Genomic DNA, 26,539 nt, shown 5'->3' on the forward strand with positions numbered 1-26,539 from the left:
AGCGACGGCCGCGGCTCAGCGGCAGTCGCGGCAGCGGCCGAAGATCGTCAGGTGGTGCACGTCGGTGGCGAACCCGAGCTCGGTGTCCAGGTGGGTGACGAAGTTCTTCACCAGGTCCGGGCTGACCTCGCTGATCTCCCCGCAGCCGCGGCAGACCAGGTGCACGTGGTCGGCCTCGGCCGTCAGGTGGTAGGTGGGGGCGCCGTGCCCGAGATGGCTGTGGGTGACCATGCCGAGCTCCTCCAGGAGCTCCAGGGTCCGGTAGACGGTCGAGATGTTCACCCCGCGGGCGGTCTCCCGCACCCGGGCGCAGATCTCCTCGGGGGTGGCGTGCTCGCAGTCCTTGACCGCCTCGAGCACCAGCTGGCGTTGCGGGGTGACCCGATAACCGCGCGCCCGCAGTTCCTCATGCCACGACGTCTCGGTCATGGCTCGAGTCTAAGAGCACCGGGGCCCTGCTCGCCGTCGTGATCACCGGATCTTCGGCCCTCTTCCCGCCCGGTCTCGCGGACGGTCCGGGCGGTGCCGCCGGCGGCTGTGCGGGCGCTTCGCAGCGGCGCCGCGGACGGCCCCGTGAGCGGCGCCGCGGCCGGGAGAAACACCTGGTCAGGGACGGGTCCGAAGATCTTCGCGACCGGTGTGGATATTCATTTGCCCTCGGGCCCAGGATTTCATAACGTACAGGCACGCCGAAAGGAGGTGGTCCGAACAATGGTTGATCATAGTTGGGCTAGCGAGGTGGCTGTCCGCTAGGACGCCGCGACCGGACTCTGTCCGGGCGTCTGGCGACGTTCGGCGAATCCACGACAATCACCGGAACCCCGGGCCGCCGGAGGGCGGGAGTCTCATCCCGCCTGTAGTCCACCGGCCCTCCTGCCCGGCAGGAGGAAGTGGCCCGGGGTTCTTCCCTTCCCGGCCCTCCCCTTGCGCGACGGTCACTCCCGGAAGCCGGGGTTGGCGCAGTGCAGCGGGCGTTCCCCGCCCAGCACCCTGACGATGTCCTCGCAGATCATCCTGGTGTGGTTGATCTCGGTGTCGTAGGTGGACGCGCCCACGTGCGGGGTCAGCACCACGTTGTCCATGTCGGTGAGCGGGTGACCGGGCTCCAGCCACTCCCCGGCGAACCGGTCGAGACCGGCACCGGCCAGATGGCCCGTCTTCAACGCCCCGACCAGCGCGTTCATGTCGTACAGATACGGGTCGGCGGTGTTGACGAAGATCGCTCCGGTCTTCATGGCGGCAAACTCCGCCGCGCCGACCAGCGGGCCCGCCGACGCCGGGGCGTGCACCGAGACCACGTCGGCCTGGGCCAGCAGGACGCCGAGACCGTACCGGTTCTCCTCCGCCTCGGGGTCGTACACCATGACGCGCATGCCCAGCCCCTTCATCCGCCACGCCACCGCGCGGCCGACCGCCCCGTAACCGATCAGGCCCACGGTCCGGCCCGCGAGCTCCCAGGCGCGGTGCCGGAGGCGGGAGACCACGCCCTGCCGGATCTCCCGGTCGCCGACCGCCACCCGGCGGGTCACCGCGAGGATCAGCGCGAGGGTGAGCTCGGCGACCGCGTCGGCGTCCCGCCCCGGGGCGCAGACCACGGGAATGCCCCTGCCGGTGGCCGCCGGGAGGTCCACGTTCTCCGCGTCACCGCGGGCGCAGCCCACGACCAGCAGCGGAAGGTCCAGGACCGGGCCGGCCACCTCGTCGGCCTCGGTGACGAGGATGCGCGCGCCGGTGTCCGCCAGGCGGCGGGCGAGGTCGTCCGCCCGGTGGGGGCGGTGCTCGGCCGGGTCGTAGTGGACGTCGGCCAGTTCCCTGAGGCGGTTCCATTCCGGACCCCGCATGGGCGCCAGGACGAGCGCTCGTGGCTTCACCGCACCTCCCTGTGTCAGGAAATTTTGGTACTCGGAGCTTTCCACGAACGTCACGCAGAGTCTCGGCAGTGACCCGACCGTCACCGACCGCCTCACCGACCGTCCGCCCCGGACCGCGTCCCGTCCCCGCCGGTCGGCACCCGGCGCACGATGCCCGGCCTTCGATCCCCCGTCGGAGCGCACCGTCAGAGCCTCGCCGGAGCCCCCCTCGGAATCCACCGTGGGAACCCCGTCAGAGTTCACCGTCGGAGTCCACCGATCGGGGTCCACCGATCGGGGTCCACCGATCGGGGTCCACCCGTCAGGACCCGTCGGCCGGCACACCCGATCACCGCTCATGGATCAGTGCTCGCCCCGGGCGGGGACGCCGAGCTCGGCGCACGCCTCGCGGTAGAGACGGACCACCTCGGCGCGGACCTGCGCGCGCTCGGTCAGCCTGGTGCCCCACGGGACCCGTACGGTGACCTCCCGCCCGTCGACCACGGCGGCGAACTCGATCGCCTCGGCGTCGACGCCGGTGGTCGTCGCGGCGGTGGCCTCGGGCCGCCCGCCCAGGGCCCGGCAGATCAGCAGCGCGTCGTCGGCGTGGTCGTCGTTCATGTGGCGCTTGATCGCCTCGACCACGTCGGGGGTGAAGGGAGTGTCCATCCCGGAAGCCTAACGACGGGTCGTTCCCGGAGACGCGGGGCGTCCGGCCCACATGCGTCCTGACATAGATAATCCACAAGGAAACCAATTGGTAGACTGAGGAACATGATCGCCATGGCAGTCACCTGCACCGAGCCGGACCTGTCGTTCCTGCTGGACCACACCGGCCACGTCCTGAGGACCCGGATGGCGGCGGCGCTCGCCGACATCGGGCTCACCGCGCGCATGCACTGCGTGCTGGTCCACGCCCTGCAGGAGGAGCGCACCCAGATCCAGCTCGCCGAGCTCGGCGACATGGACAAGACCACGATGGTCGTCACCGTCGACGCCCTGGAGAAGGCCGGGCTCGCCGAGCGCCGGCCGTCCCGTACGGACCGGCGGGCACGGATCATCGTGGTCACCGAGAAGGGCGCCCAGGTCGCGCGGCGGAGTCAGGAGATCGTCGACGGCGTCCACCGGGCGATCCTGGACTCGCTGCCGGGCGACGAGGCCGAGGTACTGGTCAGAGCCATGAGACGGCTGACGGAAGGACACCTGGCCACCCCGGTCGAGGCCCCGCAGGCGGCCCGGAGGGCACGGCAGAGCACGAAGTAGATCCGACGAGGATCGTCTATAACAAAACTATCTGCTACGGTCTTTCCTGTTCCCTCTCGGACAGGAGACGACCATGTCACCCACCCCTTCCTCCCGGCCGGCACCGGCCGGCACCGGCAGGTCACGCTGGACGGCGCTCGCCGTCCTGTCGGCCGCGATGCTGATGACGATCCTGGACGGCAGCATCGTCACCGTGGCGATGCCGGCCATCCAGCGAGACCTGGGCTTCTCCCCCGCCGGGCTCAGCTGGACGGTGAACGCCTACCTGATCGCCTTCGGCGGGCTGCTCCTGCTGGCCGGCCGGCTGGGGGACCTGATCGGCCGCAGGACCATGTTCCTGGCGGGCAACGCGGTCTTCACCGCCGCGTCGCTGCTGGCCGGGGCCGCCACCGGGCCCGGCCTGCTGATCGGCGCCCGGTTCCTGCAGGGCGTCGGCAGTGCCATGGCCTCCTCGGTCGTCCTGGGCATCCTGGTGACGCTGTTCACCGAGCCGCGCGAGCGCGTCAAGGCGATCGGGGTCTTCAGCTTCACCGGTGCCGCCGGGGCCTCGATCGGCCAGGTGCTGGGCGGGGTGCTCACCGACGCGCTCAGCTGGAACTGGATCTTCTTCATCAACCTGCCGATCGGGCTGGCCACGATCGCGCTGGCGATCCGGGTTCTGCCGAACGACCGCGGGGCCGGGCTCGCCGCCGGAGCCGACGCGCTCGGCGCCGTGCTGGTCACCGCAGGGCTGATGCTCGGCATCTACACCGTGGTCAAGGTCGAGCAGTACGGCTGGCTCGCGGCGCACACCCTCGGCCTCGGCGCGGTGTCGCTCGCGCTGCTGGCCGCGTTCTTCGTCCGCCAAGCCACCGCCAGGACCCCGCTGATGCCGCTGCGCATCCTCCGCTCTCGCAACGTCGTGGGCGCCAACCTCGCGCAGATGCTGACGCTCTCGGCCATGTTCGCCTTCCAGATCCTTCTGGCGCTGTACGTGCAGAAGGTCCTCGGCTACGGCGCGCTCGACACCGGCCTGGCGATGCTGCCCGCGGCGGTGGCCATCGGCGGCGTGTCCCTGTTCGTCTCCGCACGGCTCAACACCCGCTTCGGCGAGCGCACGGTGCTGGTGGCGGGCCTGGCGCTGCTGCTCGGGGCGATGGGCTGGCTCAGCCGTGTCCCGGTGAACGCGGACTACGTCACCGACCTGCTCCCGGTGATGCTGCTCATCGCCGGTGGCGGGCTGGTGCTGCCCGCGCTGACCTCGCTCGGCATGTCCGGCGCCAGGGCCGACGACGCGGGCCTGACGTCGGGACTGTTCAACACCACCCAGCAGGTCGGCATGGCCGTCGGTGTCGCGGTGCTGTCCACGCTGGCCGCCTCGCGTACCGGGGAGCTGCTGGCCGCCGGTCAGGACCAGGCCGCCGCGCTGACCGGCGGCTTCCGCCTGGCCTTCACCGTCTCCGCGGCCCTGCTGCTCACCGCCCTCGTGGTCGCGCTCCTCACGCTGCGCCGCCCCGGGACCGACGCGGCCGAGGGGACGGACGTCACCGCACGGGACACCACCGCACGGGACACCACCGCGGACGCGGCTCCCGGCCGGCCCGCGGCCCGGTCGGGAAGCGCCTGACAGCGCCCGGCAGTGTCTGACAGTGTCTGACGGCGCCCGACGGTGCCCGACGAGGGCCGCGACCGGCCGGTGGCCGGGAGCGGCCCGCGACCCGGCGGCGCCCCCGGCCGGTTCCCGCGGATCAGCTGTCGGGCACGAAGTCGCCCACCCGCTTGAGCTCGGCCGAGATGTGCGACTGGAGCGGCTGCCCCATCGCCGCCATGTCGTAGGCCCACATCAGGTTGCCGTTGACCAGGCCGTACAGGCGGTGGCCCGCGGTGTACTCCTTGGCGGTCGCGGTACGGGCGACCACGTCGGTCTGGAGCTCGATCTTGTGGAAGACCACCTCCCCGACGTAGATCTCCACGATGCCGGTGGGGTGGGACAGGCACACCTCCAGCTGGCGTCCGGGAAGCTGGCGCCAGAAACCGGTCTCGGTGCCCAGCGGTCGGACCTTGGCGCCCGCCTCGTCGAGCAGCCAGGTGCGGCTGGTGTAGGTCAGGAACGGCTTGCCGTTGTGACCGAAGACGATCTCCTGGCCGAAGTTGAAGCTCTCGATCGTCGGATATCCCCCGACTCCGGCGCCCTCCCACCTGCCCACGAGGAAGGCGATCGGCTCAAGATCGGGATGAAGTTCGGGAACGTCCATGGATCCGAGCCTAGAGCCGCCCCGGTACGGTTCGCGCCCGCGAGGGGGACCCGCATAGGCTTCGCACATGGCACGATCACTGGTGATCAAGGTGACCGCCGGCGAGGACGCACCCGAGCGCTGCAACCAGGCGTTCACGGTGGCCGCGGCGGCGTTGGCGAGCGGGGTCCCCGTCTCACTCTGGCTGACCGGCGAGGCGTCGTGGTTCGCCCTTCCCGGGCGGGCGGAGACGTTCTCCCTCCCGCACGCGGCCGGGCTGGGCGACCTGCTCGGCGCGGTCCTGGCCGGTGGCAGGGTGACGCTCTGCACGCAGTGCGCGGCGCGGCGGGAGATCACGGTCGACGACGTGATCGAGGGGGTCCGCATCGCGGGCGCCCCCACGTTCGTCGAGGAGGTCCTCGGCGAGGGCGTCCAGGCCCTCGTCTACTGAACGACGTCCACCGGCGGACCCCTCGCCGTCTCCGGCGTCTCCGGCCGGGAGCACCCGCTCCGGCCGGGGACCCCCGGCCGGAGACCCATGCGGGCACCCGTACCCGCGATCGCCTCAGCCCGGGCGTACCGCGGCCAGGCGCTCCTCGCGGAGCCGCTCGAACCAGGCGTCGTCGATCGGCGGAAGCTGGGCGCCCACCGCCCAGGTGAGCAGCAGGTCGGCGAGACCGGGGTTGCGGGCCAGCGCGGGGCCGTGCAGGTAGGTGCCGACGATCTTGCCGATGTGGCAGCCCTCGGTGCCGTCGCCGTTGCCCGTGCCCACCGCGGTACGCGCCAGCGGCCGGACGCCCTGTCCCAGCCGGGTGACGCCCATGTGGTTCTCGAACCCGGTCAGCGTCGGGATGCCGAGCACCGGGTCGGCGTCCCCGGCCAGCTCCCCGACCGCCCGGCCCTCGCCCCGGCCGCTGGCGATGTCGATCAGGCCGATGCCGTCGACCGGCTGGCCCTCCTCGCCGCCGAACGTGGTGCCCATGATCTGGTAGCCCGCGCACACCGCCAGCAGGGCCGCGCCCCGCTGGACGGCCCGGTGCAGGCCACCGTCGCGGCGGAGCCGTTCCGCGGCCAGGATCTGCGGCCGGTCCTCGCCGCCGCCGATGAGGTAGATGTCACCGCTCTCCGGGACGGCGTCGGCCGACCGCACGTGCACGGTCTCGACCGGGATGCCGCGACGCCGGGCGCGCTGCTCCAGGACCAGGACGTTGCCCTGGTCGCCGTACGTGCTCAACAGGTCCGGGTAGATCCAGACGAGGCGCAGGGCGCTGTCAGACTGCACGACCGAACTCCGATCGAATCTGCTGGAAGGCGGTGTAGTTGGCGATGACGTCGACCTTGCCCGGTGGCTGCGCGCCGAGCGCCTGCTCGAACGAGCCGACGAGCTGGAACGGCACGTCGGCGACGTCCAGCCGGAGCGCGAGGTCGAGCCTGCGCTCGCCGGTCACGAGCACCGGCCTGCCGCGCAGCACCCGGTAGTCGACGTCCCACAGCCACGACGTGTCGCGGCCGTCGGGCCCCTGGGCGTTGACCGAGAGGATGACCGGCAGCGAGGGGTCGAGCACGTCGAAGGCCTCCAGCCAGCCGGCCGGGTTCTTGGCCAGCAGCAGCCGGGCGTGCCGGCCGTCGCGCTCCACCGTGGTGTAGCGGCCGGCGACCGACCTGACCTCGCGCAGCCGGGGCAGCGCCCGCTCGACCGGCAGGCCGAACGCCTCGGCGGTGGCCAGCGCGATCGCCGCGTTGGCCCGGTTGGCGCGTCCGGGGAGCTGGATGTCCAGCACCCAGCGCCGCCCGCGCGGGTCGACGACCGCGTCGTCGTCGAGGACCCAGGACGGCTCGGGGCGGCGGAACGTGCACTCGCGGCAGGCCCAGTCGTTCTCCCCCGCGACGGAGGGGGCACCGGTGCCCACGCCTCCCGGCGGAACGTACTCCATGCCCTTGCGGTCGAGGGGGCCGCCGCACTCGGGGCAGCACCAGGAGTCCTCCTTCCACGGCTGCCCGGCCGACACCCAGGTGACCGAGGCGGCGGTGGAGGCGCCCCAGGTCACCAGCGGGTCGTCGGCGTTGGCGATGACGTGGGTGTTCTTCCCGGCCAGCGCCCGCCGCCACTTCTGGGCGAGCAGCCAGATCTCCCCGGCCCGGTCCATCTGGTCGCGGCTGAGGTTCATCAGGCAGATGACCCCCGCGCCGGTCGTGTCGATCACCTCGGGCAGGTACTTCTCGTCGACCTCCAGCACGCCGTACGGGGCGTGCTTGGCCGACGACAGCGCCGAGACGTGCCCGGCGGGCATGTTGGCGCCGAAGGCGTTGGTGGCGACGTCGCCGAGCTCCGACAGCGCGGAGGTGATGAGGCGCGTCGTCGTGGTCTTGCCGTTGGTCGCGCTGACCAGCACGAGCTTGCGGTCGTGCGCGAGCTTGCGCAGCAGGTCGGGCTCCAGGACCAGGCTGACCCGGCCCCCGATCACCGACCCGTCCCCGCGTCCGGTGACCCGGGACAGGGTGGCGGCCGTGCGGCCCAGAGCGGTCGCGAGCTGCGCCCGCAGCGGAAGCTGAGTCATGCCGTCTCCTCGCGTGGCGACCGGTCGTGGAACGACCCCGCGGCCCGTGGGCCCCGCCCGGGGACCGGGATCGCCGAATCGTTCATGCCGCAGATCCTAGCCCTGCTTCGGTACCTCCACCTCCGGCCGCGCGCCGTACGCCCGCCCGTAACGGATCATCGGGCCGGACGGGAACGGAACGCCGCCCCGGGCCACCCGGGCCACCCCGGACACCGCTCCGGGCCGTCCCGGGTCCGTGGACGGGACGCCTCACCGTTCGGCGAAGGCGAGCTCGGCCGGTTCCGGTGAGCCGCCGTCGAACGGCAGGACGAACCGGTGCGGCCAGGACAGCACGCTCTCCAGCCAGCCCGCCCCCATCGTCTGGGCCACGTGCCGGAGCCGCTCGGCCGGGTCGATGCCGATCGTGACGGTGTCGACGTCGCGGTCCACCCCCTCGCGCTCGTCGTCGCCCAGGATCGCCCGCCAGGCCAGTTCCCGGTTGCGGTCCACCTCCATCGACAGGGGGTGGTGGCGCAACGCCTTGGCCCGGTGGCCGAGCAGTTCCGAGGCGCCCGAGGCGCGGCTGAACAGCGCGTACTCCATCACCGGCGCGGCTCCGCGCGGGTTGGGAGCGGGCCTGCCGTACGGGAACAGCCGGTCCACCTCGTGCAGCCACCGCACCTGCGGGATGACCCAGGCGGGTCCCGGCCGTTCGCCGGGCTCGCGGTCGGGGCCGAGCAGCCGGGTCGCGACCGCGGCGACCTGCTCGGTCAGCGTGGCCGGGTCGCCGACGGTACGCAGCGACCACGCGCGGCGGCCCACGCTCCGTTCCACCGTCGTGGCCAGCAGGCACTCGCGGCGCCGCGCGGGCAGCTCCGACCACAGGTCGGCCAGCGCCCGCGGCACCCCCGGCACCGGCCGGTTGGTGCAGAACGCCAGCACCAGCGTGTCGGTCCAGATCCGCAGCCAGGCCCACTCCGGCGCCTCGGCGAGCAGGTCGGCCTCGCGCAGCTCGACCAGCGTGCACGCCCGGCCCTCCTGGCACTCCTGCCCGCACGCGGCCGAGCGGCGCCCGCAGATCGGCGGCAGGTGACCGGGCACCGGGCGCTCGCGGTCCTCGCCCAGCGGCACCTGGATGCGCAGCGGCCGGTCCATGCCGTCGGCGAAGACCGCGGCGACCCCCGGCGGGAGCGAGACGACCTGGCGCGACTGCTCCTCGCTCAGGTTGGTCGCCGCGCCGACCAGGTGCCGGTCGTCCTCGGCGGGCAACCGGTGGATGACCTTCAGCGCGGTGTTCTTCACCACGTCGGAGACGAGCTTGGTGGGGATCTGCTCGGCGACCACGATGCCCTCCCCGTACGCGCGGATCTCGGCCAGCATGCCCGCCAGCAGCTCGACCGCGTGCGTGCTGGCCCGCCCGGCGCCCCGGTCGCGGAGCAGCCGGTGCGCCTCCTCGATCACGATGACGTGCCGCAGCCCGCTGCTGCGCTCCTTCCTGGCCCGCATCCGCAGGTGCTCCACGATCCGGATGATCAGCGTGCCCATCAGGAACGCCTTGTCCTCGTCGTTGGCGACGTCCTCGATGGCGAGCACCACGTTGCGCTGGAGCAGGTCGCCGATGTCGGCCGGGTGCCCGCCCTCGAAGAACCGGCCCGCCGAGCCGACCCGCAGCGACCGGAGCCGGAGTGAGATGAAGCCCTCCACGTCGGCCTGGACCTCCCGGCCGTACCCGATCTCCTTGATCACGTCCATCGCGTGCCGCTGGAGCTGTTCCAGGGTCGGCACCGCGGGCCGTACCGCCGCGCCGGGGGCCGCCCAGCCGGTCACCACGTCCCAGCCGTTGGCCTCGTACACCCGCTGCAGGGCCAGCGACATGATCTGCGGGAACGGCTCCTCGGCGTCGAAGGCCGCCATGAACAGCGCCCGCACCATGTCGATGTGCGCCTGGACCGGGTAGCCGGGTTCGGGGGCGAGCGGGTTGACGCTGAACGGCACGCTCTCCGGGGCCGAGGGGTTGATCACGGTCACCGGGGCGAGGTGCTCGATGCGGCCGCCCATCGCGGCGTACTCGGACTTGGCCGGTTCGATGGCCAGCCACGGGATGCCCGCGCCGGTGAGCTGTTCCAGCAGGTGCCGGACGGTCTGGGACTTGCCGGAACCGGTGGCGCCGGTGATGAACGCGTGCCGGTTGAGGGTGGCCAGCGGGACCTTGAACGAGCCGACCGGCCGGTCCTGGCCGTCGAGGATCGACCCGAGCTCGACGGTCAGCGCGCCGGGCACGGTGTCGGCCTCGCTGGTCACGTCGAAGAAGCCCGCGTCGAGCACCCGCACGCCCGGGACCTCCCGGTGCGGCAGCCCGGCGAGGGCGGCGAGCGCCCCGGCGGTGGCCGCGAACGGGGCCGCGGCGCCGTCGGCCGGGTCCTGCAGCGTCGTCGCGAGTGCCTCGGCGAACCCCAGGACGGGACCGGACAGCGCGCTGCGCAGGCGGTAGGGGTGGTGGCTCATCTCGGCGGAGCCGACCAGCACCGGGGCGATCTGGCGCAGCTCGTCGGGCCCGGCGGCCCCGGCCAGCACCCGGACGTTCCACAGCCCGGCCTCGCGGAAGGCGTCCAGCTCCTGCATGCGCCGCTCGGCCCGCTCGGCGTCGTAGCGGGATCGCTCGGAGGCGTCGCCGTACTGCCGCAGCACGTTGAGCTGGGTGCGCAGGTGCGCGACCTCGGCGTCCAGCAGGTCGGTCTGCTCGGCCACCACCAGCCAGGCGAACGGCCGGGACATGAGCGTGACCAGCGTCGACTCGAAGAGCGTGGGCCGCCTGATCTCGTCGGCGTCCGGTTCGCGCCGCCCGCCCAGCGGCGGGGCCTGCCGTCCGGGACAGACGGTCCAGGCCAGGTCCGACAGGTCGCGGAGCCACTCGTCGCCGATCCGCACGCCGCGGGCGCCGCCGGGGAAGAGCAGCGGCTCGGGACCGGCCGGGACGGGCTCCGGCTCGGCGGTGGCGGCCCTGCGGGGCGGGCGCGGCGGGGTCAGCGGCCCCGCGTTGGTGATCAGCTCCAGCGGGGCGCCGGATCCCCGCGAGAGCCAGCCGACCACGAAGGGCCGGCCGCGCTGGGCCGTGGAGAGCACGGCGGGCAGGACGGTGACGAAGTCCCACTCGGCCGAGGAACTGCGCGAGGGCGCCGTGATCGCCTGGATTCTGTACCAGGGCCCGGTCAGGGCATGGGGCGGACGGGACACACTTGGCTGCATTTGGTCTCCACCCGGGGGACCCGGCTCCAGGCCGGAGGGTTGACGCTTCACGGATCGCTCCGCCGTACCGGCCGACGCGTAATCGGGGGTGGGCCACCCCCGTGACCACGGTCGAACCTGACTCGGGGCTCGCACCTCCGCATTGACCATCCCATTACGACATACGGACGCCCCCTTGACGTACCCACCGGCCCGGTCGTCGTCTCATCGGCGGCGGCGCCAGTCGAGCCTGGCCGGGGGCGGGCCGAGGTTGGGCGGCGCGTCCTCGAACGGGTTCGGCTCGTGCGGGTCGGGCCGCCTGTCCTGCGCCCGCTCCAGCACGGCGTCCCTGATCTCGTCGAACTCGCCCAGCGTCGTCCTGGGGAAGGTCAGTATCGCCGGGTTGGCGTCGGCGAGGCGGACCCTGCGGCCCTCGGCGGTGGCGTCGGTGACGATCACGGAGGTGGTGGGAAGCTGCTGGAGCTGGTGCGGCTCGACCAGGAACTCCCTGGAGCGGTGGAGCACCCGCTCGGTGTCGCCCATCGCCTTGGTCGCGCGGCGGCCCCACTCGGTGGACTCGGTGATGTCCTCCTTGAGGTCGGCGGGTGTCGTCTCGCGCCCGTCCTCGCCCTCCTCGGCCTGGCCGACCGTGGAGACGTAGCCTCCGTCCATCCCGGCCCCGGCGGCGCTGATCGTCTCGGTGAGCTGGGCGAGCTCCAGGCGGTGCTCGGTGCCGACGTGCTCGCTGGCGATCCGGGCGTCCTCGGCGTTGCCCAGCCGCATGAACGTCACGGCCGCGTGCCCCCGGCCGAGCCGCTCCCGTACGGTCGGGGTGAGCGAGCGGTAGGTGAGCACCAGGCCGGTCCTGGAGGTCTCGCAGGCGTCCATGAGCCGGTCCAGCACGTCGCCGCGGAGCTTGTCCGCACCCGCCACGATGATCGTGTGGTACCAGGGCCGTTCGGAGGCGGGCGACTGGCGCAGGATGTGGGTGAGCGCGGTGGCCACGTAGGTGCCGAGGACCCGGTTGCCGAACACGCCCGCCTGGCGGTCCATCGACACGACCCGCAGCCGCGCGGGCGGCAGGCGCACCGCCTCCGAGCCCAGGGTCTCCAGCTTGCGCAGCTGCGACTCCAGAGCCCACGCCCGCTCGATCACCACCCGGTCGCTGACGCCCCGGCCGAACAGGGTGCCGATCCGCTCCAGCTGGGTGGCGGTGATCAGGCCGAGCCGCAGGTCCTCGCGCGGGTCGCCGACCTGGGCCAGGGCGCGCAGCGCCGCGGTGACCTGGTTGATCGTGGCGCTCTCGCCCAGGACCTCCAGGACGCGCTCCAGGATGGCGTTGTCGAACGACAGGTCCCTGGTCGTACGGTGCTCCTCGCTGACGCTGACCACGTGGGCGAGGACGTCGGCGAAGGCCTCCGGGGCCAGCGTGGCGCCCAGGTCGAGCCGGGGCAGGTCGACCGGGAGCACCCAGACCAGGGGTTCGTCGCCGCCCCTGCGCGCCAGCTCGATGAGGTCCTTGGCGACCGCGCCCTCCGACAGGTCGAGCACGGTCAGGTGGCCGCCGCTGTAGAGGCGGGTCGCGCCGAGCAGGGTGATCAGCGCCGACCAGCCGGGCAGGGTGCCCCCGGCGACGTCGATCCGGTCGATCTCGTCGGGTACGGCCACCGCGTACCAGGTGAGCTGGCGGTCGTGCCGCTCCTTCTTCTCGGCCCACTCGCGGTAGCGGGCGGCGTGCTCCTCCTGGGCGAGGAAGAGCTCCCTGTCACGCTCCTCGCGCAGCCGGTCCCCGGCCGCCTCGCGTTCCCTGATGCGGTGGCGGACCGCCCGGTCGCCCTGGTGCACGGCGTAGCTGCAGAACGCCGCGATGCCACCGGCGGCGATCACCCCGACCGCGGCGAACGACCAGCTCAGCATCTCGGTGACGCCCAGCACGAGGATCAGCGTGGCCAGCCCGGCCATGAACGCGCGCACGATCCTGACCGGCCGGTTCAGCAGGTCCTCGTTCAGGCGCTCCCTGCGGATCCACTCGGGATCGACGGGCTCGGGAGGGTTCTCCAGCGGGGAGGGTCGCTTGGGGGCCGGACCCGGATCAGGGTGCAACAAGGCATACTGCCAGCCCAGGTAGATCCGGTCCGCCTGGAGCTGCGCATGCTCGGGATGCACGTCCGCCACGGAACCTCCGCCATCGGGCTCATCGGAAGCCTCGGAGACAGCGTAAGAGTTCGACCTCCCATTCGGGCAGCGTTCCCGCCAATCCGCTGCATTTTCCCCGGGTTCACCCGTGCTTAAGGGATAAATGAGGCGGATGGGACGGACTCACCGATTACCATCGTCTCCCATGACTGCCTCCCCGGAGGATCCCCCCGAGGGGCCCACCCGCCGGCGGCGTCCCGTCGCGGTCCCCCTCGCCGCCCTGACGGCGGCCTCCTGCCTGGCGATCGTCGCCGCCCTCGGCGGCCTGGCGACCGCTCCGGACCGTCCGCCCAAGCGGCTGGGACCGGGCGCCACCCTGGACCAGGAGCAGTTCAGCACCCGGTTCGTCGAGTCCCGGACGGTGAGCGAGCCCGGCGCGTTCGGCGGCCCGGCCAAGCGCCTGCTGGAGATCGAGTTCGAGGTCGTCAACAAGGGCGAGGAGACCGCGTCCATGGGGCTGCCGTACAGCGGCGGGCCGGGCGGCCCGTCCTTCGGCTCGTCCCTGCTGGCGATCACCCCCAGACTCGGCGGCACCTACGGCCCGTCGGTGTCCGGCCCCGGCGGGGAGGGCGGTCAGCTGCACCCGGCCCTGCCCGCCAGGGTCGTGGTCGCCTACGAGCTCACGGAGGGGCAGCAGGCCCCCCGGGAGCTGACCATCGACGTCGGCAGGTACGAGTTCAGGGAGGGGATCACCCTGACGCCGGGCTGGCACCTGGTGACCAAGGGCGAGGGGAAGAAGCAGAGGCCCGTGACCGCCGCCCGGGTCACGCTCCCCGTCGTGCCGAAGGGAACGCGCTCGTGAGCACCCCCGTCCGCCCCCACCCGGAGACGGGACCGCGCGGGGAGTCCCGGGAAGGACCGGGGACACCCGGCCGCCGCGACGGCGAGCGGCCGGGCCGGTGGCGCGCCGCGGGCGCCGTGCTCACCGGCATCGCGCTGGCGGTCGCGGCCGTGGGATTGCACGCCTTCGGCGCGGACGTCTCCGACCACGACGCACCGCTCACCTGGACCGGGAGCGTCGGCGAGAACGTCACCGGCTCCCGCTTCTCCGCCCGGGTCAAGGCGGTGCACGCCGCCCGGTCCATCGCGAACGCGTCCCCGGGCGGCTCCGGGAACTCCCCTGACGGGCAGAAGCGGGTCACCACGAAAGGGATCTTCGTCATCGTGGAGGTGGGCGCCACGGCGACCCGGGAGCCGCAGCGGCTGGGCGCCCCGGTGCTGCTGGCCGACAGCGGGCGCGGCTACGAGGCGACCGACCGGATGGAGGAGACCTCGACCATCGTCTACCCCTTCGTCCAGCCGGGCTGGTGGACCGAGGGCGTGGCGGTCTTCGAGATCCCGCCCCGGGAGCTGGCCGGCTCCCGCATCGTGCTCGCCCCCCAGGGCGGTCTCGTCGTCGAGCCGAACGGGCCCGAGATCGAGATCGACCTGGGACTGGACGAGGAGGCCGCCAAGCGCCTGATCGCGGCCGCCAAGGACGTCTACACGCCGGCCGGCAGGGGGTGACGGGCTGATGGGAACGCCGTACCGGGGCACGCCGGGGCACGAGCCGGAGCGCGACTGGTTCTCACCGGAACGGGAGCCGCGGCCCACCCGGGACGGGCTCCCCGCACGGGGCGGGCCGCCCGTCCGGGACGGGGCCGGGCTTCCCGTGCGGGCCGGGGTACCTGCGCGGGACGGGGTATCTGCGCGGGACGAGGTACCTGCGCGGGACGGGATGCCCGTCCGGGAGGAAAGGCCGCCCGGCCGGGACGAGGCGCCGTCCCCGGGTGAGGCGTCCGCCCGGTCCCGCGGGCGTCACGCGGGCTCGCGTCCGCGCGGGCGTACCGCGCTGCGGGCCGCCGGGGCGGCCGGGGCCGTGGTGCTCGCCCTGGCCGCCTCCACCTGGAACGGCTACAGCGTCTACCGGGACACCCACCCCCCGGACAGGATCCTGACGGTCGCCGCGGGAGCCGAGGCGACCCTGATGCGGGTCTCCTGGAAGGTCGCGGTCAGGGAACTGGACGACCTGCCCGGCCAGAAGCCCGCGCCGGGCCGTACATGGCTCAGGATCAAGGTGACCAGGACCTCCCTGGACGCCGAGGGCGTCAGCCGGCGCGGCGAGCCCGGGGTCGAGATCAGGCATCCCGACGGCCGCGTCTGGAAGGCCCTGCCCGAGGGCGACGACCTCCCCGACGAGGTCAAGGACCACAGGACGGGAACGCCCTACTCCTACGACCTGGTCGGCATGGTGCCCTCGGGGGTGGCCGGGCAGGTCGAGGTCCACGTGCGCCCCTCCACGGCCCGCATCGTCGAGGACGAGTCGGTCAAGGACATGTTCGCCAGGAGCGCGAAGGAGGAGATCCCCCAGGACCTGGTGCTGCGCTTCACCCGGTGAGCGCCCGGCCCGTCTCCCGGCTCCGGGTGGCCGCGATGTCGAACGTGGCCGCCAGCAGGCAGACGGTCAGCACCGCCACCACCAGGTCCCGCAGAAAACCCGTGGGCCCGCCCAGCGCCACCCAGACGAACGGCTCCTCGGTACCGATCAGCATCCGGACGCCCCGGTCCGCGTAGTCGGCCGCCACCCGGATCCCGACGTGGCACAGGCAGAACAGGCCGAAGAGCGCGGGACCACCCCGGGTGACCAGCCGGAAGGCGTTCACCGGGGGGATCCACCGCTCCTGGAGCCCGGTCGTGGCCTGGCTCATCGTGGTGCGGGTCAGGCGGTGCGAGCGCTCCACCCGGGTCGCCACGTCGTCGAGCCGGGTCCCCCGCACGACCGCGCGGGTGTCCTCGGCGAAGGCGCCGTAGACGAGCGAGGCCACCGTCAGCCAGGTGAGCGGGACGATCAGGCCCTCCACCACGTGCGGCCAGACGTCGCCGGCCGCGTGCGAGAACGTCTTCCACCACGGCAGGCTCTCGCGCGCGTCCTCGGCCCACCCCTCGACCGCCGACACGACGGCCCGGTGGTCGAGCCAGTCCGAGCGCGCCTCGGCGAAGGCGAACAGCGCGTTGAGGCTGTAGAAGGCGAAGGCCAGCTCGAAAAAGGTCGCGGCCACGCCGCTCCCGGTGACCCTGCCGTTGGCGTGCCACCAGCCGAACAGCGTCCTGAGCAGGTACGCGACCACGGCGACGGTCAGGGAGATCCGCGGGTCCAGCGCGATCAGGCCGGTGCCGCCCTCGATCTCCCTGCCCGCCAGGCTCCCGGCGAGGTCCTGGTCGATCCGCCTGGCCGTGTCCACCGCGATGAACTCCCGGGCGTCCGCGCTCTGGAAGCCCCAGGCGAGGTAGATGGTGGCGAAGACCAGGGTGGCGCGGTTCAGCGCGCCGAACATGCCCTCGTCCGCCTCGCCGTCCTGGCGCCGGGCCCGGATCTCCCGCAGCGCCCCGCGTACCGAGTGCAGCATCCCGGCCATGACCACGAGCTCGGTCAGCACGATCAGGGTGAACAGGAACATGGTGACGACCAGCCGCACCTGCCGGTGGTCGCCGTGGGAGACCTCACTGGCGGCCACCATCAGCAGGGCCCGGACCACCCGTCCCATCGAGAACCAGACGACCAGCGACAGGGCGCCGGCCGCGAGGATCCCGAGCATGTGCGAGGGCAGCGAGGCCGCCGAGAGCGAGGCCGGCTCCCGTCCGGCGGCCCGTGACGGCGCGGGCGGCGCGGGAACGGACGGAGCTGGCGGCATGACAGACCTTCCGGACACCCGATGCATCGTAGGGCCCCGGCCTCACCGGCCACAGGAAAACCGCCCGACGCGGCGGAGGGCTCAGCGCACCAGGCTCCACGCCGCCGCCGCGATGTCGGCCGCGGGACGGGGCGGATGCTCCCCCAGCCAGTACGTGGCGATCCCGACCAGCGCGCCCGCCACGTGATGGGCGTGTATCTCCGGCGGCACGTCGTCGTGCCCGGGAGGCCTGGAGCCCGCGGCGAAGGGGTCGTCCAGTCCCGCGGCCAGGGCCTCGTGCAGCCGCGCGCGGAACCGGGCGCTGCCGTACGGCCCGAGCATCCTGCGGTACAGCCCGGCGCGTTCCCCGATGTGCTCGAACAGGGCGATCAGCGACGCGGGCACCGGCCCCGGCTCCCGGTAGGGGCACCGCGCGGCGTCGGCGGCCAGCTCGGCGACGGCGGTCTCCATGGCGTCGAGCACCAGGTCGTCACGGTCGCGGTAGTGGACGTAGACCGTGGCCCGGTTCACCCCGGCCAGCTGGGCGATCTCGGCGACGGTGATCGAGTCGGGGTCGCGCGCGCCGGCCAGCTCCAGCACGGCGGAGCGCAGCCGGGCCCGCGTCCTGCGGATTCTCGGATCGTCTGCGGGCATGCCGCCCAGCCTAAACGACATGTGTCGAATAAACGACGCCTGTCGTGTGTTGCAGAGGCCATGAAGCGCATGGAGATCTGGGCGGACATGGTCTGCCCCTGGGCCTACGTCGGCAAGCGACGCCTGGAGAAGGCCGGACTCGGTGAGGACGTGGAGGTCGTCTGGCGGCCGTACCTCATCGACCCGATGGCCCCGGTACCGTCCGAGCCCCTGGAGGACGCCCTTCGCGACCCGGTCGCCGAGGGCGCGCTGCGGGCCTGCCACCCCGCCCTGCCCCCGGCCGGGAACCGGGCCAGTCTCTCAACCGCCGCCGCCACAGAGCGGATCGGCGAGAGCACCGACCCGCGGACCGGTGGGAGCAGCGGCGCCGACCGGCGGCACGGCGCGGTGTGGCGGGCGAACACGTTCGACGCCCACCGGGTGATCGCCCTCGCCCACGGGCGGGGCGGCGCGGCGCTGCAGGACGCGGTCGTCGAGCGGATCCTGCGCGCCCACTTCACCGAGGGCGCCGACATCGCCGACCGCGCCACCCTGGCGGCGCTCGCCGCCGAGGCCGGCCTGGACGGCATGGCCGAGGCGCTGGAGCGCGGCGACGGCACGGACGAGGTCCGCTCCGAGCTGCTGCGTGGCAAGGCGCACGGGGTCGCCACCTCACCGACCTTCGTGGTCGGCGCCTCCGCGGTCACGGGCGCGCAGCCCCCGGAGGTCCTCGCCGACCTGGTACGCGACGCCGCTCCGCCGCGGGAGCTCCCCGACGAGGTCCGGTGGCTGCGCCAGGCCGAGGCGCTGCTGGGTCTGCGGGACCCGCTCGGCGCGCTGCGGACGCTGGAGCCGCTGCTGACCGAGCACGGTGACGACCCGGCCGTACGCCTGCTGGCGGCCCGCGCCTACTTCGGCTCGGCCCAGCTCGGCCGGGCGAGGGAGACGCTGGAGTCGCTGCTGGAGCGTGCCCCCGGCGACCACTACGCCCGCTTCCTGCTCGGCAGGACCCTGGAGCGCGCCGGGCGGCACGGGCAGGCGCTGCCGCACCTGCGCCTGGCGGCGGCCATGTCCCCCGAGCCCGACTACGCCGACGCCGTACGGCGGGTGGAGGACCGCCTTCCCGCCTGACCTTTCAACGGGGACGGCGTAAGGCCGCGAGGACCTCACCGGCCGGAGACACCGGAAAGGTCCCGCATCGCGCAAGGACCGGCACCCCCGAGGGGGTACCGGTCCTTGACGAGGTGAACGGGTCCGGCCCTACCGGGTCAGACGCTCACGGCGAGCTGGGTGACCTCGCCCAGGCGCGCCTGGGCGGGGATGTCCTTGCTGACGCCACCGCCCGCGATGATGCGGACGGTCCAGTCACCGGGGGCGGCGAAGAAGCGGAAGACGCCCTCGTCGGACACCACCACCTCACCGGTGAACTCGCCGGCGTGGTCGAGCAGGCGGGCGTACGCCCTGCCGGCGCCCGAGACCACGCCCTGGATCACGGCCTGTCCCGCGAGGTCGATCCCGGCCGGAATGGCGGCCGTCTGTTCCGGAGCTGCGCATCCCTGAGTCATTAGCGGGCCTCTCCCAGTTCGATCGGCACGCCTACCAGCGAGCCGTACTCGGTCCACGATCCGTCGTAGTTCTTGACGCTGGCCTGGTCGAGGATCTCGTGGAGGACGAACCACGAGTGCGCGGAGCGCTCCCCGATACGGCAGTAGGCGATGGTGTCCTTGGAGAAGTCGACACCCTCGCCCTCGTAGAGGGCCTTGAGGTCCTCGTCCGTCTTGAAGGTGCCGTCGTCGTTCGCGGTCTTCGACCACGGGATGTTGCGGGCGGTGGGGACGTGGCCGCCGCGCTGCGCCGCCTCCTGCGGGAGGTGGGCGGGCGCGAGCAGCTTGCCGCTGAACTCGTCGGGCGAGCGCACGTCGACCAGGTTGAGCTTGCCGATCGCGGCGACGACGTCGTCGCGGAAGGCACGGATGGACAGGTCCTGGTCCTTGGCCTGGTAGTTCGTCGCGGGACGCTCGGTGACGTCCTTGACGAGCTCGCGGGAGTCGAGCTCCCACTTCTTGCGGCCACCGTCGAGGAGCTTGACGTTCTCGTGGCCGTAGAGCTTGAAGTACCAGTAGGCGTAGGCGGCGAACCAGTTGTTGTTGCCACCGTAGAGGACCACGGTGTCGTCGTTGGAGATGCCCCGGGACGACAGCAGCGCCTGGAAGCCCTCGCGATCGACGAAGTCACGGCGGACCGGGTCCTGGAGGTCCTGCTTCCAGTCGATCTTGACGGCGCCACGGATGTGGCCCGTGTCGTAGGCACTGGCGTCCTCGTCCACTTCAACGAGTACGACACCGGGGGCGTCGAGGTTGGCCTCGACCCAGTCGGCGTCGACCAGGACGGCGGAGCGGCTCATTTTTGATCCTCCGGGATCATCGTGCGGCGGGTGGTAAACGACGAATGATCAAGTACATCTCGCAGCCGAGGCAGAGCCCGAAAGCGGCGTTGAGAAAGGCGGCGAAGAGTGCCGCGGCGGTGGCGCCGAGGGCCAGCGGCGTGATCTGTGCGACGTATCCGACCAGGCCGACCAGGGCGAAGGCGAGTCCCACCGCCTGCGCGAAGCGCGGCGGCGAGGCGTCCTCCACCTGCCGGGGAGGAGTTCTCACCAGAGCCTTGAAGACCGTTCCGTACGGCGACAGGCCGGCGACGCCCAGTGCGAACACCACGGCCTGGGCGGCCAGCAACCAGGGGTTACCGGTGACCAGGACGAGCGCGAGCACGACGGCGGTGACGGCCGCGGCGAAACGGAGAGCTCGGGGATCGGCTTGCATCGCGTGATGCTCCTGAAGGGTCGTGCAGATCGGTGCGGCTCGAACGGCCGCTTGAGATCGCCCTTAGGAAGCGCGACAGAGCGCGGTGGTCACGCGGCAGAAATCAACCGCGCGCCGCTTCGTGAGCAGCTCTGTCGTCGGGTTCATGCCCATGACATTACCCCGGCGTCCCGCCATCTGTCACATCCCTGTCCAATTTCTGAGACAAGATCGTTCGGTGGACGGTAGGGTGCCCCGCTCACTCGCCCACCGCCGCTCCCAGGGCGCCGATCACGTCCGCCTTCCGTGGCTGGCCGGAGGCCCGCCGCACCACCCGGCCGGACGCGTCCAGGACGAGGACCGTGGGGGTGCGCATGATGTTCAGCGACCGGACCAGGTCGAGGCGGGACTCGGCGTCGACCTCCACGTGCGCGACGCCCGGCACCATCCGGGCCACCTCGTCGAGGATCCGCCGGGTCGCCCGGCACGGCTGGCAGAAGGCGCTGGAGAACTGCACGAGGGTCGCCCGCTCTCCGAGCTCCACCTGCAGGTCGTCCGCGGTGAGCCGTTCCACCCCGCCCCTCGCCTTCCGCACCACGCCGTCGCGCCGCCGCACCAGCACGCCCGCGAGCGTGGCCAGGGCGAGCGTGACGGCCAGTACCGTCCACCCGGTCATGACGAAGGACAACGCGCCGGGGCCCCCGCGCGATTCCCGCGGACGCGGGCCGGTGCCGGCCGGCGGGCGATCAGGAGGCGATCAGGGGACGGGGAGGGTGATCAGCACCCGTCCCCGGGCGGTGGCGATCTCGAACGAGGTGATGCGCTCGGGCGGGATCGTGGTCGTCGTCACGAAGGCGCCCGAGGCGTCCTGGGCGGCCCCGCCGACGGTCCACACACCCGCCGTCTGCCTGAGACCGCCGTCGCCGAACACCCTCAGCCGGCAGCGGGTGCCGTCGGCCACCCCGGTGAGCACGACCCTGACCGTGGTGACCCCCCGCGCCACGGACGCGGTCGCCACCGCGCGGACCGCGCCGCGCCGATCCGCCGCCCGCACCTCGCTCGGCGCGAGCATGATCTGCGACTCCGGGTCGGACGGGCGGGCCCCGGTCGAGGACGGCGAGGACGACGGAAGGGGCCGCCGGGAGGTGGGCGACGAGGGCGCGGCCTTGGTCTGGGCGTCGTCCTGGGACGAGCCCGGGTCCCGCAGCGTCTCCCCCTGCTCCCGGCCTCCGCTCCGGGCGTCCGCCCCCTGACCGGCCTCCGTCTCGGCGCCCGCGGCCGGCTGCGGCGCGGAGACCGCCGTGCCGACGTCCTGCTGGGACTGGGAGACCGTCCACAGGGTCCCGCCGCCGAGCCCGACCACCAGCACCGAGGCGGCCAGCGAGAGCATCAGCCGGGTCGTACGGCGTCGTCGGGCACCGGCGCTGAGCAGCCGGTCGAGCACCGCGCCGGGCGGGCTCGCCACCTGCGCCACGTCGGCCTGGGACACCTTGCCCAGGAACGTGGCCACCCCGGTCAGCTCCTCCAGCTCCGCGCGGCACCGGGCGCACCCGGCGAGATGGGTCTCGACCAGCGTCCGCTCGTCCGGCTCCAGCGCACCGAGGGCGTAGACCCCGAGCGACATCCGTACTTCGTCACAGGTCGTCGTCATGGCGCGAGCCCCCGCTCCTCCAGCGCCAGCTTGAGCGCCCGAAGCGCGTAATACGTGCGCGATTTGACCGTTCCGGCGGGGATGCCGAGCGCGTCGGCGGCCTCCCGGACGGACTTGCCCTGGTAGTAGACCTCGGCCAGCACCTCGCGGTGCTCGGGCCTGAGCGCGGCCAGTGCCTCGGCCACCGCCCACGACTCCACGGCCCGCTCCAGCTCGTCCTCGGCGGGCACTACCGCGAGCGCCTCGTCACCGGTCTCCGGCGGGCGCGAGCTGCGCGCCCGGTGCTGGTCGACGACGAGGTTGCGGGCCACCGTGAACAGCCAGGCGCGGATGGACCGTCCGGTCAGCGCGTCCGGGTGGCGCCAGGCCCGCAGCAGTGTCTCCTGCACGACGTCCTCCGCCCTTCCCGAGTCTCCCGTCAGCCGCAGCACGTAGCCGTAGAGCGGCCCGCCGTGTTCGTCGAAGAGCGCCCTGACGAGCTGCTCGTCGGCGGTTCCGGCTTGGCTCACACCCTCACGACGTACGGCGGGGCGTTCCGGTTCAGACACGGGACACGGTCAGCCGCGCAGGGGCACGTCGGAGGCCGTCCCCGAGATGCGCAGCCCCTCGGGGACGACCCGGACGTCGGTCAGCTTGAGGTTGTAGGGCAGCTTCCCGAGCGGGATGCGGTAGTCGAGGAACCGCTGGGGGTCGGGCACCGCGATGCCGCCGCCCAGGGTCACCTTCTCCGCGAGGAGCTGCAGGCCGCCCTGGACGATCTCCACCTTCATGGTCGCCTCGGCGGGCACCTTCTGTCCCAGCACCGTGATCTCCCCCTTGATCAAAAGCGCGTCGCCCGCGACGCTGATCTTGACCCCGCGCGGCGCCCGCTGGTTGAGCGCCCGCACCGGGACCACGACGGCCCCCTCCACCCGCTCGGCGCGCATGTCCACCTGCTGGGGACGCATGATGAGGCCCTCCAGCGGCGCGGTGACGCCGTGCAGGGTGAAGTCGACGCTGGAGAGCGCCACGCCCGAGATCGTCATCGCGCCCGCGGCGACGTCGACCCTCTCGTAGCGGCCGGCGATCGCCTGGGTGAGGAAGGGGATGCCCTCGATGGTCACCTCGGGCGGGGCGGACAGGTCGTACTTGGCCGTCGCCTGCCGGGCGATCTCGCGCTGGACCCCGGTGACGGCCACCCGGTCCAGGACCGCGACGAGGACGAGAAGCAGGACCAGAAAAGCGATGAGCTTACGCATCCGACTCCCTGTTCACTCTCCGGCTCCGGGGTGAGGCCGTGGGCGTGATCTCCCCTGGCCATCCTGTCCGAAACGACGCCCAGGTGGTAGCCTCCCGCGGCTCAGCCGCCCGCGAAGGGGGGCAGCACCTCCACCGTGGCCCCGTCGGCCAGGACGACCCTCTCGTGGGCCCGCAGCCCCACCGGATCCCCGTTGACCAGGAACGACGATCGTCTCACCACGTGAGCGAGCGCGTCACGGCCCGATGTGATTTTGGTCATCAACTCGGCAAGGGTGGCCGCCTCGAACGGCTCCTCCGCCACACCCGCAGCCTCCTTGGCCGCCGCCCAGTACCTGACGATGCCCGTCGCCATCTGTGAATCATCTCCTCGACCGCACGCAGGGTTACCACGTCATTACGGCGAATTCACCTGGAGAACCCGTGTTCATCAGGTGGACGTTCGCTGAACGCTTCATCCCCGTGGGTTATCCTCACCTACTACGGGACCTGGGCAATGTAGCCCCCGGGTCCTTACGTGTTTGTACGGCTTATTGCCGGCATGACGCGGGAAGGAGACATCGTGAGCAATCTCCTGCTGCTCACCAACGCCCTTGAGCCCTCGACCGAGGTGCTTCCGGCGCTGGGACTACTGCTGCACTCGGTACGGGTCTCGCCTGCGGAGGCGTCCGCCCTGATCGACGCCCCGCCCGCCGACGCGATCCTGGTGGACGCGCGCCGCGAGCTCGTCCAGGCCAAGAGCCTGTGCCGGCTGCTGCGGACCACGGGTGTCGCCTGCCCGCTGGTGGTGATCGTCACCGAGGGCGGCCTGGCCGGGCTGACCGCGGAGTGGGGTGTCGACGACGTCATCCTGGACACCGCCGGTCCCGCCGAGGTCGAGGCACGGCTCCGGATGGCCGTGGGCAGGCTCAGCCTCTCCGCGGCCGAGGACGTCCCCGACGAGATCCGCAACGGCGACCTGTCGATCGACGAGGCCACCTACACCGCCCGGCTCCGCGGCCGCGCCCTGGACCTGACCTTCAAGGAGTTCGAGCTCCTGAAGTACCTGGCGCAGCACCCGGGCAGGGTCTTCACCCGCGCCCAGCTCCTCCAGGAGGTCTGGGGGTACGACTACTTCGGCGGCACCCGCACCGTGGACGTCCACGTCCGGCGGCTCCGCGCCAAGCTCGGCGCCGAGTACGAAGCGCTGATCGGCACCGTGCGCAACGTCGGGTACCGGTTCGTGCCCGAGCGCGGCAACGAGCCCGTCGACGAGCGCGAGCCCGCCCACAACTAACGGCCGGTCACGGCCCCGCACCCGTCCTGTCGTCCCGTGTCCGGTCACGCGCCGGCCACGGACCCTCACCTGCGCCGAGCACGCACGTCCGCCGTCGGGCACGTCGGGCGTCAGGCACGCACGTCCGGCGGGGCACCGGGGGTGACCAGCCCCGACTCGTAGGCGAAGACGACGAGCTGCGCCCGGTCCCGGGCCCCGAGCTTGGTCATCGACCGGCTGACGTGGGTCTTCACGGTGGCGTGGCTGATCGTCAGGTGCTCGGCCATCTCCAGGTTGGACATGCCGGTGGCGACCAGGGCCAGGATCTCGCGCTCCCGCACGGTCAGGCGTCCCAGACCCGGTCCGGCCACGGGCCTGGGCGGGGTGGACACGTACTCCTCGATCAGCCGCCGGGTCACCGAGGGCGAGAGCAGCGCCTCCCCCGCCGCGGCCACCCGCACCGACCTCAGCAGCTCCGCCGGTTCGATGTCCTTGACCAGGAAACCGCCGGCCCCGGCGCGCAGGGCCGCGAAGACGTACTCGTCCAGGGCGTAGTTGGTCAGGATCACCACCCGCACCGCGTCGAGCTCGGAGTCGGCGCCGATCCTCCTGGTGGCCTGGATCCCGTCGAGCAGCGGCATCCTGACGTCCAGCAGCGCCACGTCGGGCCGCAGCGCGCGGGAGAGCTCGACGGCCTCGACGCCGTTGCCCGCCTCGCCGACGACGACGATGTCACCGGCCGTCTCGAGCAGCGCGCGGAAACCCGCCCGGATCAGCGCCTGGTCGTCGGCGAGCAGCACCCTGATCATCGCCGTCCCCTTCCGGACGGCTCGGGCATGGGCGGTGGCCCGCCCGCGGACGGCGGCGCCCCGGTGACGGAGGACCCGGCCGCGAACGGCCCGGTGAGCGGCAGCTCGGCCCGGACGGCGAACCCCCCTCCCGCACGCGGCCCGGCCGTGAACGACCCTCCGACGGCGACGGCCCGCTCGCGCATCCCGATCAGCCCCATTCCCTGCGTGACGACCCCCGCGTCCGACGCCCCGTCGTCCTCCACGGAGATCACGATCGTCGTGGGCCGGTACTCGGTGGTCAGCGTGATCGACGCGGGCCCGGCGTGCCGGAGCACGTTGGTGAACGCCTCCTGCGTGATGCGGTAGGCCGCCCGGTCGACGACCGGGGGCAGGTCCCGCGGCTCCCCCGCGACGAGGACCTTGACCGGCAGCCCCACCGCCTCGGCCCGGGCGACCAGGCCGGGCAGCCGGGCGAGTCCCGCCCCGGGGTCGTCCGGGTCGCCCTGCCGCAGCACCCCGAGCGTGGCGCGGAGCTCGTACATGGCGTCGCGGCCCGCCTCCCTGATCGCGGCCAGTGCCTCCCGGGAGCGCTCGGGGTCCGAATCCAGCAGGTGCGCGGCCACGGAGACCTGGACGTTGATGACCGAGATGCTGTGGGTGAGGCTGTCGTGCAGTTCCTGCGCGATCCACAGCCGTTCCTCGCCCGCCCTGCGCAGGGCCGCCTCCTCACGGGTGCGCTCGGCCTCGGCCGCGCGCCGCTCGGCCTCCTCCAGGTAGGCGCGGCGGTTCCTGGTCGTCTCCCCGACGACCATCACCGCCACCAGCCAGCCGCTGATCAGGGAGAGCCCTCCCGGAGGGGCAGGGTCGACGTCGGAGAGCGCGATGAGGCCGTAGATCCCCACGCCCAGCGCGGCGGCGAGCGCGATCGCCAGGCGGCGCCGTCCCATGGACGTGGCCGTGTAGACCGACATCAGCGCGGGCGCGGCGGTGAAGACCCCGGGATAGCGGCAGGCGTAGTAGGCCAGCGCGCACCCCACCGTGATCACCCCCACCGTCGCGGGCCTGCTCCGCCGCACCGCCAGCGGCAGCGCCGACGTCATGATCAACGCGATGCCGAACACGTCCAGCGGGCGCTCCGGCGAGCCCGAGGTGGACATCTGGCCGTAGACGCCCGCGACGATCCCCGTCAGCACGCCGAACGCGATCAGCGCGTCCGCCCTCCCGATCCTCACCCTGACACG

The 26,539-nt window shown here is 72.8% G+C and carries 29 protein-coding genes; 8 read left to right on the plus strand and 21 right to left on the minus strand.

The window, feature by feature from the left end; all coding sequences use genetic code 11:
* Positions 1-15 precede the first annotated feature (15 nt).
* From ABD832_RS07560 to ABD832_RS07570, 3 genes are all read right to left on the minus strand, one after another.
* Positions 16-429, minus strand: coding sequence for a Fur family transcriptional regulator (locus ABD832_RS07560; RefSeq protein WP_344890344.1), 414 nt, complete (start codon positions 427-429; stop codon positions 16-18).
* Between the two features lie 506 nt (positions 430-935).
* On the minus strand, positions 936-1,871 hold the full coding sequence (locus ABD832_RS07565; protein ID WP_344890347.1) for an NAD(P)-dependent oxidoreductase: 936 nt from the start codon (positions 1,869-1,871) through the stop codon (positions 936-938).
* Between the two features lie 342 nt (positions 1,872-2,213).
* Positions 2,214-2,519 carry a DUF2470 domain-containing protein gene (locus ABD832_RS07570; protein WP_344890350.1) on the minus strand — a complete coding sequence of 102 codons (306 nt, stop codon included), beginning with the start codon at positions 2,517-2,519 and terminating at the stop codon, positions 2,214-2,216.
* Positions 2,520-2,624: 105 nt separating this feature from the next.
* On the opposite strand from ABD832_RS07570, the gene ABD832_RS07575 reads away from it, so the two are divergent.
* Positions 2,625-3,113: a MarR family winged helix-turn-helix transcriptional regulator gene (locus ABD832_RS07575; RefSeq protein ID WP_344890353.1), complete on the plus strand. Its 489-nt coding sequence runs from the start codon at positions 2,625-2,627 to the stop codon at positions 3,111-3,113.
* Between the two features lie 73 nt (positions 3,114-3,186).
* Positions 3,187-4,719, plus strand: coding sequence for an MFS transporter (locus tag ABD832_RS07580; protein ID WP_344890356.1), 1,533 nt, complete (start codon positions 3,187-3,189; stop codon positions 4,717-4,719).
* A 121-nt stretch (positions 4,720-4,840) separates the two neighbouring features.
* Here ABD832_RS07580 and ABD832_RS07585 read toward each other — a convergent pair whose 3' ends face one another.
* Positions 4,841-5,347, minus strand: a complete 507-nt coding sequence (locus tag ABD832_RS07585; protein WP_344890359.1) for a heme-binding beta-barrel domain-containing protein — start codon at positions 5,345-5,347, stop codon at positions 4,841-4,843.
* A 67-nt stretch (positions 5,348-5,414) separates the two neighbouring features.
* On the opposite strand from ABD832_RS07585, the gene ABD832_RS07590 reads away from it, so the two are divergent.
* On the plus strand, positions 5,415-5,777 hold the full coding sequence (locus tag ABD832_RS07590) for a DsrE family protein (protein ID WP_344890362.1): 363 nt from the start codon (positions 5,415-5,417) through the stop codon (positions 5,775-5,777).
* 114 nt (positions 5,778-5,891) lie between these two features.
* On the opposite strand, the gene ABD832_RS07595 is transcribed toward ABD832_RS07590, so the two are convergent.
* From ABD832_RS07595 to ABD832_RS07610, 4 genes are all read right to left on the minus strand, one after another.
* Positions 5,892-6,608: a type 1 glutamine amidotransferase gene (locus tag ABD832_RS07595; RefSeq protein WP_344890365.1), complete on the minus strand. Its 717-nt coding sequence runs from the start codon at positions 6,606-6,608 to the stop codon at positions 5,892-5,894.
* Positions 6,598-7,884, minus strand: a complete 1,287-nt coding sequence (locus ABD832_RS07600) for a MurT ligase domain-containing protein (RefSeq protein ID WP_344890368.1) — start codon at positions 7,882-7,884, stop codon at positions 6,598-6,600. The genes ABD832_RS07595 and ABD832_RS07600 overlap by 11 nt, the downstream gene beginning before the upstream one ends.
* Before the next feature lie 249 nt (positions 7,885-8,133).
* A complete protein-coding gene (locus tag ABD832_RS07605) occupies positions 8,134-11,109 on the minus strand; it encodes an ATP-binding protein (protein ID WP_344890371.1) in 2,976 nt (991 codons plus the stop codon).
* A 204-nt stretch (positions 11,110-11,313) separates the two neighbouring features.
* Positions 11,314-13,263: a hypothetical protein gene (locus ABD832_RS07610; RefSeq protein WP_344890374.1), complete on the minus strand. Its 1,950-nt coding sequence runs from the start codon at positions 13,261-13,263 to the stop codon at positions 11,314-11,316.
* Positions 13,264-13,429: 166 nt separating this feature from the next.
* Between ABD832_RS07610 and ABD832_RS07615 the strand changes: the two genes are divergently transcribed.
* From ABD832_RS07615 to ABD832_RS07625, 3 genes are all read left to right on the plus strand, one after another.
* On the plus strand, positions 13,430-14,086 hold the full coding sequence (locus ABD832_RS07615; RefSeq protein WP_344890377.1) for a hypothetical protein: 657 nt from the start codon (positions 13,430-13,432) through the stop codon (positions 14,084-14,086).
* Positions 14,083-14,790 (plus strand): hypothetical protein, encoded by a 708-nt coding sequence (locus ABD832_RS07620; protein WP_344890379.1) that lies wholly within the window; start codon positions 14,083-14,085, stop codon positions 14,788-14,790. The genes ABD832_RS07615 and ABD832_RS07620 overlap by 4 nt, the downstream gene beginning before the upstream one ends.
* A gap of 211 nt (positions 14,791-15,001) precedes the next feature.
* Positions 15,002-15,661 carry a hypothetical protein gene (locus ABD832_RS07625; RefSeq protein WP_344890382.1) on the plus strand — a complete coding sequence of 220 codons (660 nt, stop codon included), beginning with the start codon at positions 15,002-15,004 and terminating at the stop codon, positions 15,659-15,661.
* On the opposite strand, the gene ABD832_RS07630 is transcribed toward ABD832_RS07625, so the two are convergent.
* Both ABD832_RS07630 and ABD832_RS07635 read right to left on the minus strand, forming a co-directional pair.
* Complete coding sequence (locus ABD832_RS07630) at positions 15,651-16,955, minus strand: hypothetical protein (RefSeq protein WP_344890384.1); 1,305 nt, start codon at positions 16,953-16,955, stop codon at positions 15,651-15,653. The two genes, ABD832_RS07625 and ABD832_RS07630, sit on opposite strands and share 11 nt — an antisense overlap.
* 81 nt (positions 16,956-17,036) lie before the next feature.
* Positions 17,037-17,588, minus strand: a complete 552-nt coding sequence (locus tag ABD832_RS07635) for a TetR/AcrR family transcriptional regulator (RefSeq protein ID WP_344890387.1) — start codon at positions 17,586-17,588, stop codon at positions 17,037-17,039.
* Between the two features lie 60 nt (positions 17,589-17,648).
* Between ABD832_RS07635 and ABD832_RS07640 the strand changes: the two genes are divergently transcribed.
* A complete protein-coding gene (locus ABD832_RS07640; RefSeq protein ID WP_344890391.1) occupies positions 17,649-18,698 on the plus strand; it encodes a DsbA family protein in 1,050 nt (349 codons plus the stop codon).
* A 137-nt stretch (positions 18,699-18,835) separates the two neighbouring features.
* Here the strand turns inward: ABD832_RS07640 and ABD832_RS07645 are convergent, their stop codons facing one another.
* The 9 genes from ABD832_RS07645 to ABD832_RS07680 all read right to left on the minus strand — a co-directional run bounded on the left by ABD832_RS07645 (position 18,836) and on the right by ABD832_RS07680 (position 23,607).
* Positions 18,836-19,132, minus strand: coding sequence for a DUF1416 domain-containing protein (locus tag ABD832_RS07645; RefSeq protein WP_344890394.1), 297 nt, complete (start codon positions 19,130-19,132; stop codon positions 18,836-18,838).
* Positions 19,132-19,971: a sulfurtransferase gene (locus ABD832_RS07650; RefSeq protein WP_344890396.1), complete on the minus strand. Its 840-nt coding sequence runs from the start codon at positions 19,969-19,971 to the stop codon at positions 19,132-19,134. The genes ABD832_RS07645 and ABD832_RS07650 overlap by 1 nt, the downstream gene beginning before the upstream one ends.
* 16 nt (positions 19,972-19,987) lie before the next feature.
* Positions 19,988-20,386 (minus strand): DUF4395 domain-containing protein, encoded by a 399-nt coding sequence (locus ABD832_RS07655; RefSeq protein ID WP_344890399.1) that lies wholly within the window; start codon positions 20,384-20,386, stop codon positions 19,988-19,990.
* A 63-nt stretch (positions 20,387-20,449) separates the two neighbouring features.
* Positions 20,450-20,563 carry a putative leader peptide gene (locus tag ABD832_RS42060; protein WP_413224752.1) on the minus strand — a complete coding sequence of 38 codons (114 nt, stop codon included), beginning with the start codon at positions 20,561-20,563 and terminating at the stop codon, positions 20,450-20,452.
* 61 nt (positions 20,564-20,624) lie between these two features.
* Positions 20,625-21,041 carry a TlpA family protein disulfide reductase gene (locus tag ABD832_RS07660; RefSeq protein WP_344890402.1) on the minus strand — a complete coding sequence of 139 codons (417 nt, stop codon included), beginning with the start codon at positions 21,039-21,041 and terminating at the stop codon, positions 20,625-20,627.
* A gap of 81 nt (positions 21,042-21,122) precedes the next feature.
* Positions 21,123-22,016: a zf-HC2 domain-containing protein gene (locus ABD832_RS07665; protein WP_344890405.1), complete on the minus strand. Its 894-nt coding sequence runs from the start codon at positions 22,014-22,016 to the stop codon at positions 21,123-21,125.
* On the minus strand, positions 22,013-22,525 hold the full coding sequence (locus ABD832_RS07670) for a sigma-70 family RNA polymerase sigma factor (protein ID WP_344890407.1): 513 nt from the start codon (positions 22,523-22,525) through the stop codon (positions 22,013-22,015). The genes ABD832_RS07665 and ABD832_RS07670 overlap by 4 nt, the downstream gene beginning before the upstream one ends.
* A gap of 48 nt (positions 22,526-22,573) precedes the next feature.
* Positions 22,574-23,254: an LmeA family phospholipid-binding protein gene (locus tag ABD832_RS07675; protein ID WP_344890410.1), complete on the minus strand. Its 681-nt coding sequence runs from the start codon at positions 23,252-23,254 to the stop codon at positions 22,574-22,576.
* Positions 23,255-23,355: 101 nt separating this feature from the next.
* Positions 23,356-23,607, minus strand: coding sequence for a MoaD/ThiS family protein (locus ABD832_RS07680; RefSeq protein WP_344890413.1), 252 nt, complete (start codon positions 23,605-23,607; stop codon positions 23,356-23,358).
* A gap of 207 nt (positions 23,608-23,814) precedes the next feature.
* Here ABD832_RS07680 and ABD832_RS07685 point away from each other — a divergent pair, with 207 nt between their 5' ends.
* Entirely contained in the window at positions 23,815-24,528 is a 714-nt protein-coding gene (locus ABD832_RS07685; protein WP_344890415.1) for a winged helix-turn-helix transcriptional regulator, read from the plus strand.
* A 110-nt stretch (positions 24,529-24,638) separates the two neighbouring features.
* Here the strand turns inward: ABD832_RS07685 and ABD832_RS07690 are convergent, their stop codons facing one another.
* Positions 24,639-25,316: a response regulator gene (locus ABD832_RS07690; RefSeq protein ID WP_344890417.1), complete on the minus strand. Its 678-nt coding sequence runs from the start codon at positions 25,314-25,316 to the stop codon at positions 24,639-24,641.
* On the minus strand, positions 25,313-26,530 hold the full coding sequence (locus ABD832_RS07695) for a sensor histidine kinase (RefSeq protein ID WP_344890420.1): 1,218 nt from the start codon (positions 26,528-26,530) through the stop codon (positions 25,313-25,315). The genes ABD832_RS07690 and ABD832_RS07695 overlap by 4 nt, the downstream gene beginning before the upstream one ends.
* Positions 26,531-26,539 lie beyond the last annotated feature (9 nt).

This window comes from Streptosporangium longisporum, assembly GCF_039534895.1.
GTDB classification, from domain to species: Bacteria; Actinomycetota; Actinomycetes; order Streptosporangiales; family Streptosporangiaceae; genus Streptosporangium; species Streptosporangium longisporum.

Coding starts and splice junctions, on each gene's coding strand:
- ABD832_RS07560 (WP_344890344.1), bottom strand. CDS start 429: ATGACCGAGACGTCGTGGCATGAGGAACTGCGGGCGCGCGGTTATCGG.
- ABD832_RS07570 (WP_344890350.1), bottom strand. CDS start 2,519: ATGGACACTCCCTTCACCCCCGACGTGGTCGAGGCGATCAAGCGCCAC.
- ABD832_RS07575 (WP_344890353.1), top strand. CDS start 2,625: ATGATCGCCATGGCAGTCACCTGCACCGAGCCGGACCTGTCGTTCCTG.
- ABD832_RS07580 (WP_344890356.1), top strand. CDS start 3,187: ATGTCACCCACCCCTTCCTCCCGGCCGGCACCGGCCGGCACCGGCAGG.
- ABD832_RS07585 (WP_344890359.1), bottom strand. CDS start 5,347: ATGGACGTTCCCGAACTTCATCCCGATCTTGAGCCGATCGCCTTCCTC.
- ABD832_RS07590 (WP_344890362.1), top strand. CDS start 5,415: ATGGCACGATCACTGGTGATCAAGGTGACCGCCGGCGAGGACGCACCC.
- ABD832_RS07600 (WP_344890368.1), bottom strand. CDS start 7,884: ATGACTCAGCTTCCGCTGCGGGCGCAGCTCGCGACCGCTCTGGGCCGC.
- ABD832_RS07605 (WP_344890371.1), bottom strand. CDS start 11,109: ATGCAGCCAAGTGTGTCCCGTCCGCCCCATGCCCTGACCGGGCCCTGG.
- ABD832_RS07615 (WP_344890377.1), top strand. CDS start 13,430: ATGACTGCCTCCCCGGAGGATCCCCCCGAGGGGCCCACCCGCCGGCGG.
- ABD832_RS07625 (WP_344890382.1), top strand. CDS start 15,002: ATGCCCGTCCGGGAGGAAAGGCCGCCCGGCCGGGACGAGGCGCCGTCC.
- ABD832_RS07630 (WP_344890384.1), bottom strand. CDS start 16,955: ATGCCGCCAGCTCCGTCCGTTCCCGCGCCGCCCGCGCCGTCACGGGCC.
- ABD832_RS07635 (WP_344890387.1), bottom strand. CDS start 17,588: ATGCCCGCAGACGATCCGAGAATCCGCAGGACGCGGGCCCGGCTGCGC.
- ABD832_RS07640 (WP_344890391.1), top strand. CDS start 17,649: ATGAAGCGCATGGAGATCTGGGCGGACATGGTCTGCCCCTGGGCCTAC.
- ABD832_RS07645 (WP_344890394.1), bottom strand. CDS start 19,132: ATGACTCAGGGATGCGCAGCTCCGGAACAGACGGCCGCCATTCCGGCC.
- ABD832_RS07650 (WP_344890396.1), bottom strand. CDS start 19,971: ATGAGCCGCTCCGCCGTCCTGGTCGACGCCGACTGGGTCGAGGCCAAC.
- ABD832_RS07655 (WP_344890399.1), bottom strand. CDS start 20,386: ATGCAAGCCGATCCCCGAGCTCTCCGTTTCGCCGCGGCCGTCACCGCC.
- ABD832_RS42060 (WP_413224752.1), bottom strand. CDS start 20,563: ATGGCGGGACGCCGGGGTAATGTCATGGGCATGAACCCGACGACAGAG.
- ABD832_RS07660 (WP_344890402.1), bottom strand. CDS start 21,041: ATGACCGGGTGGACGGTACTGGCCGTCACGCTCGCCCTGGCCACGCTC.
- ABD832_RS07665 (WP_344890405.1), bottom strand. CDS start 22,016: ATGACGACGACCTGTGACGAAGTACGGATGTCGCTCGGGGTCTACGCC.
- ABD832_RS07675 (WP_344890410.1), bottom strand. CDS start 23,254: ATGCGTAAGCTCATCGCTTTTCTGGTCCTGCTTCTCGTCCTCGTCGCG.
- ABD832_RS07680 (WP_344890413.1), bottom strand. CDS start 23,607: ATGGCGACGGGCATCGTCAGGTACTGGGCGGCGGCCAAGGAGGCTGCG.
- ABD832_RS07690 (WP_344890417.1), bottom strand. CDS start 25,316: ATGATCAGGGTGCTGCTCGCCGACGACCAGGCGCTGATCCGGGCGGGT.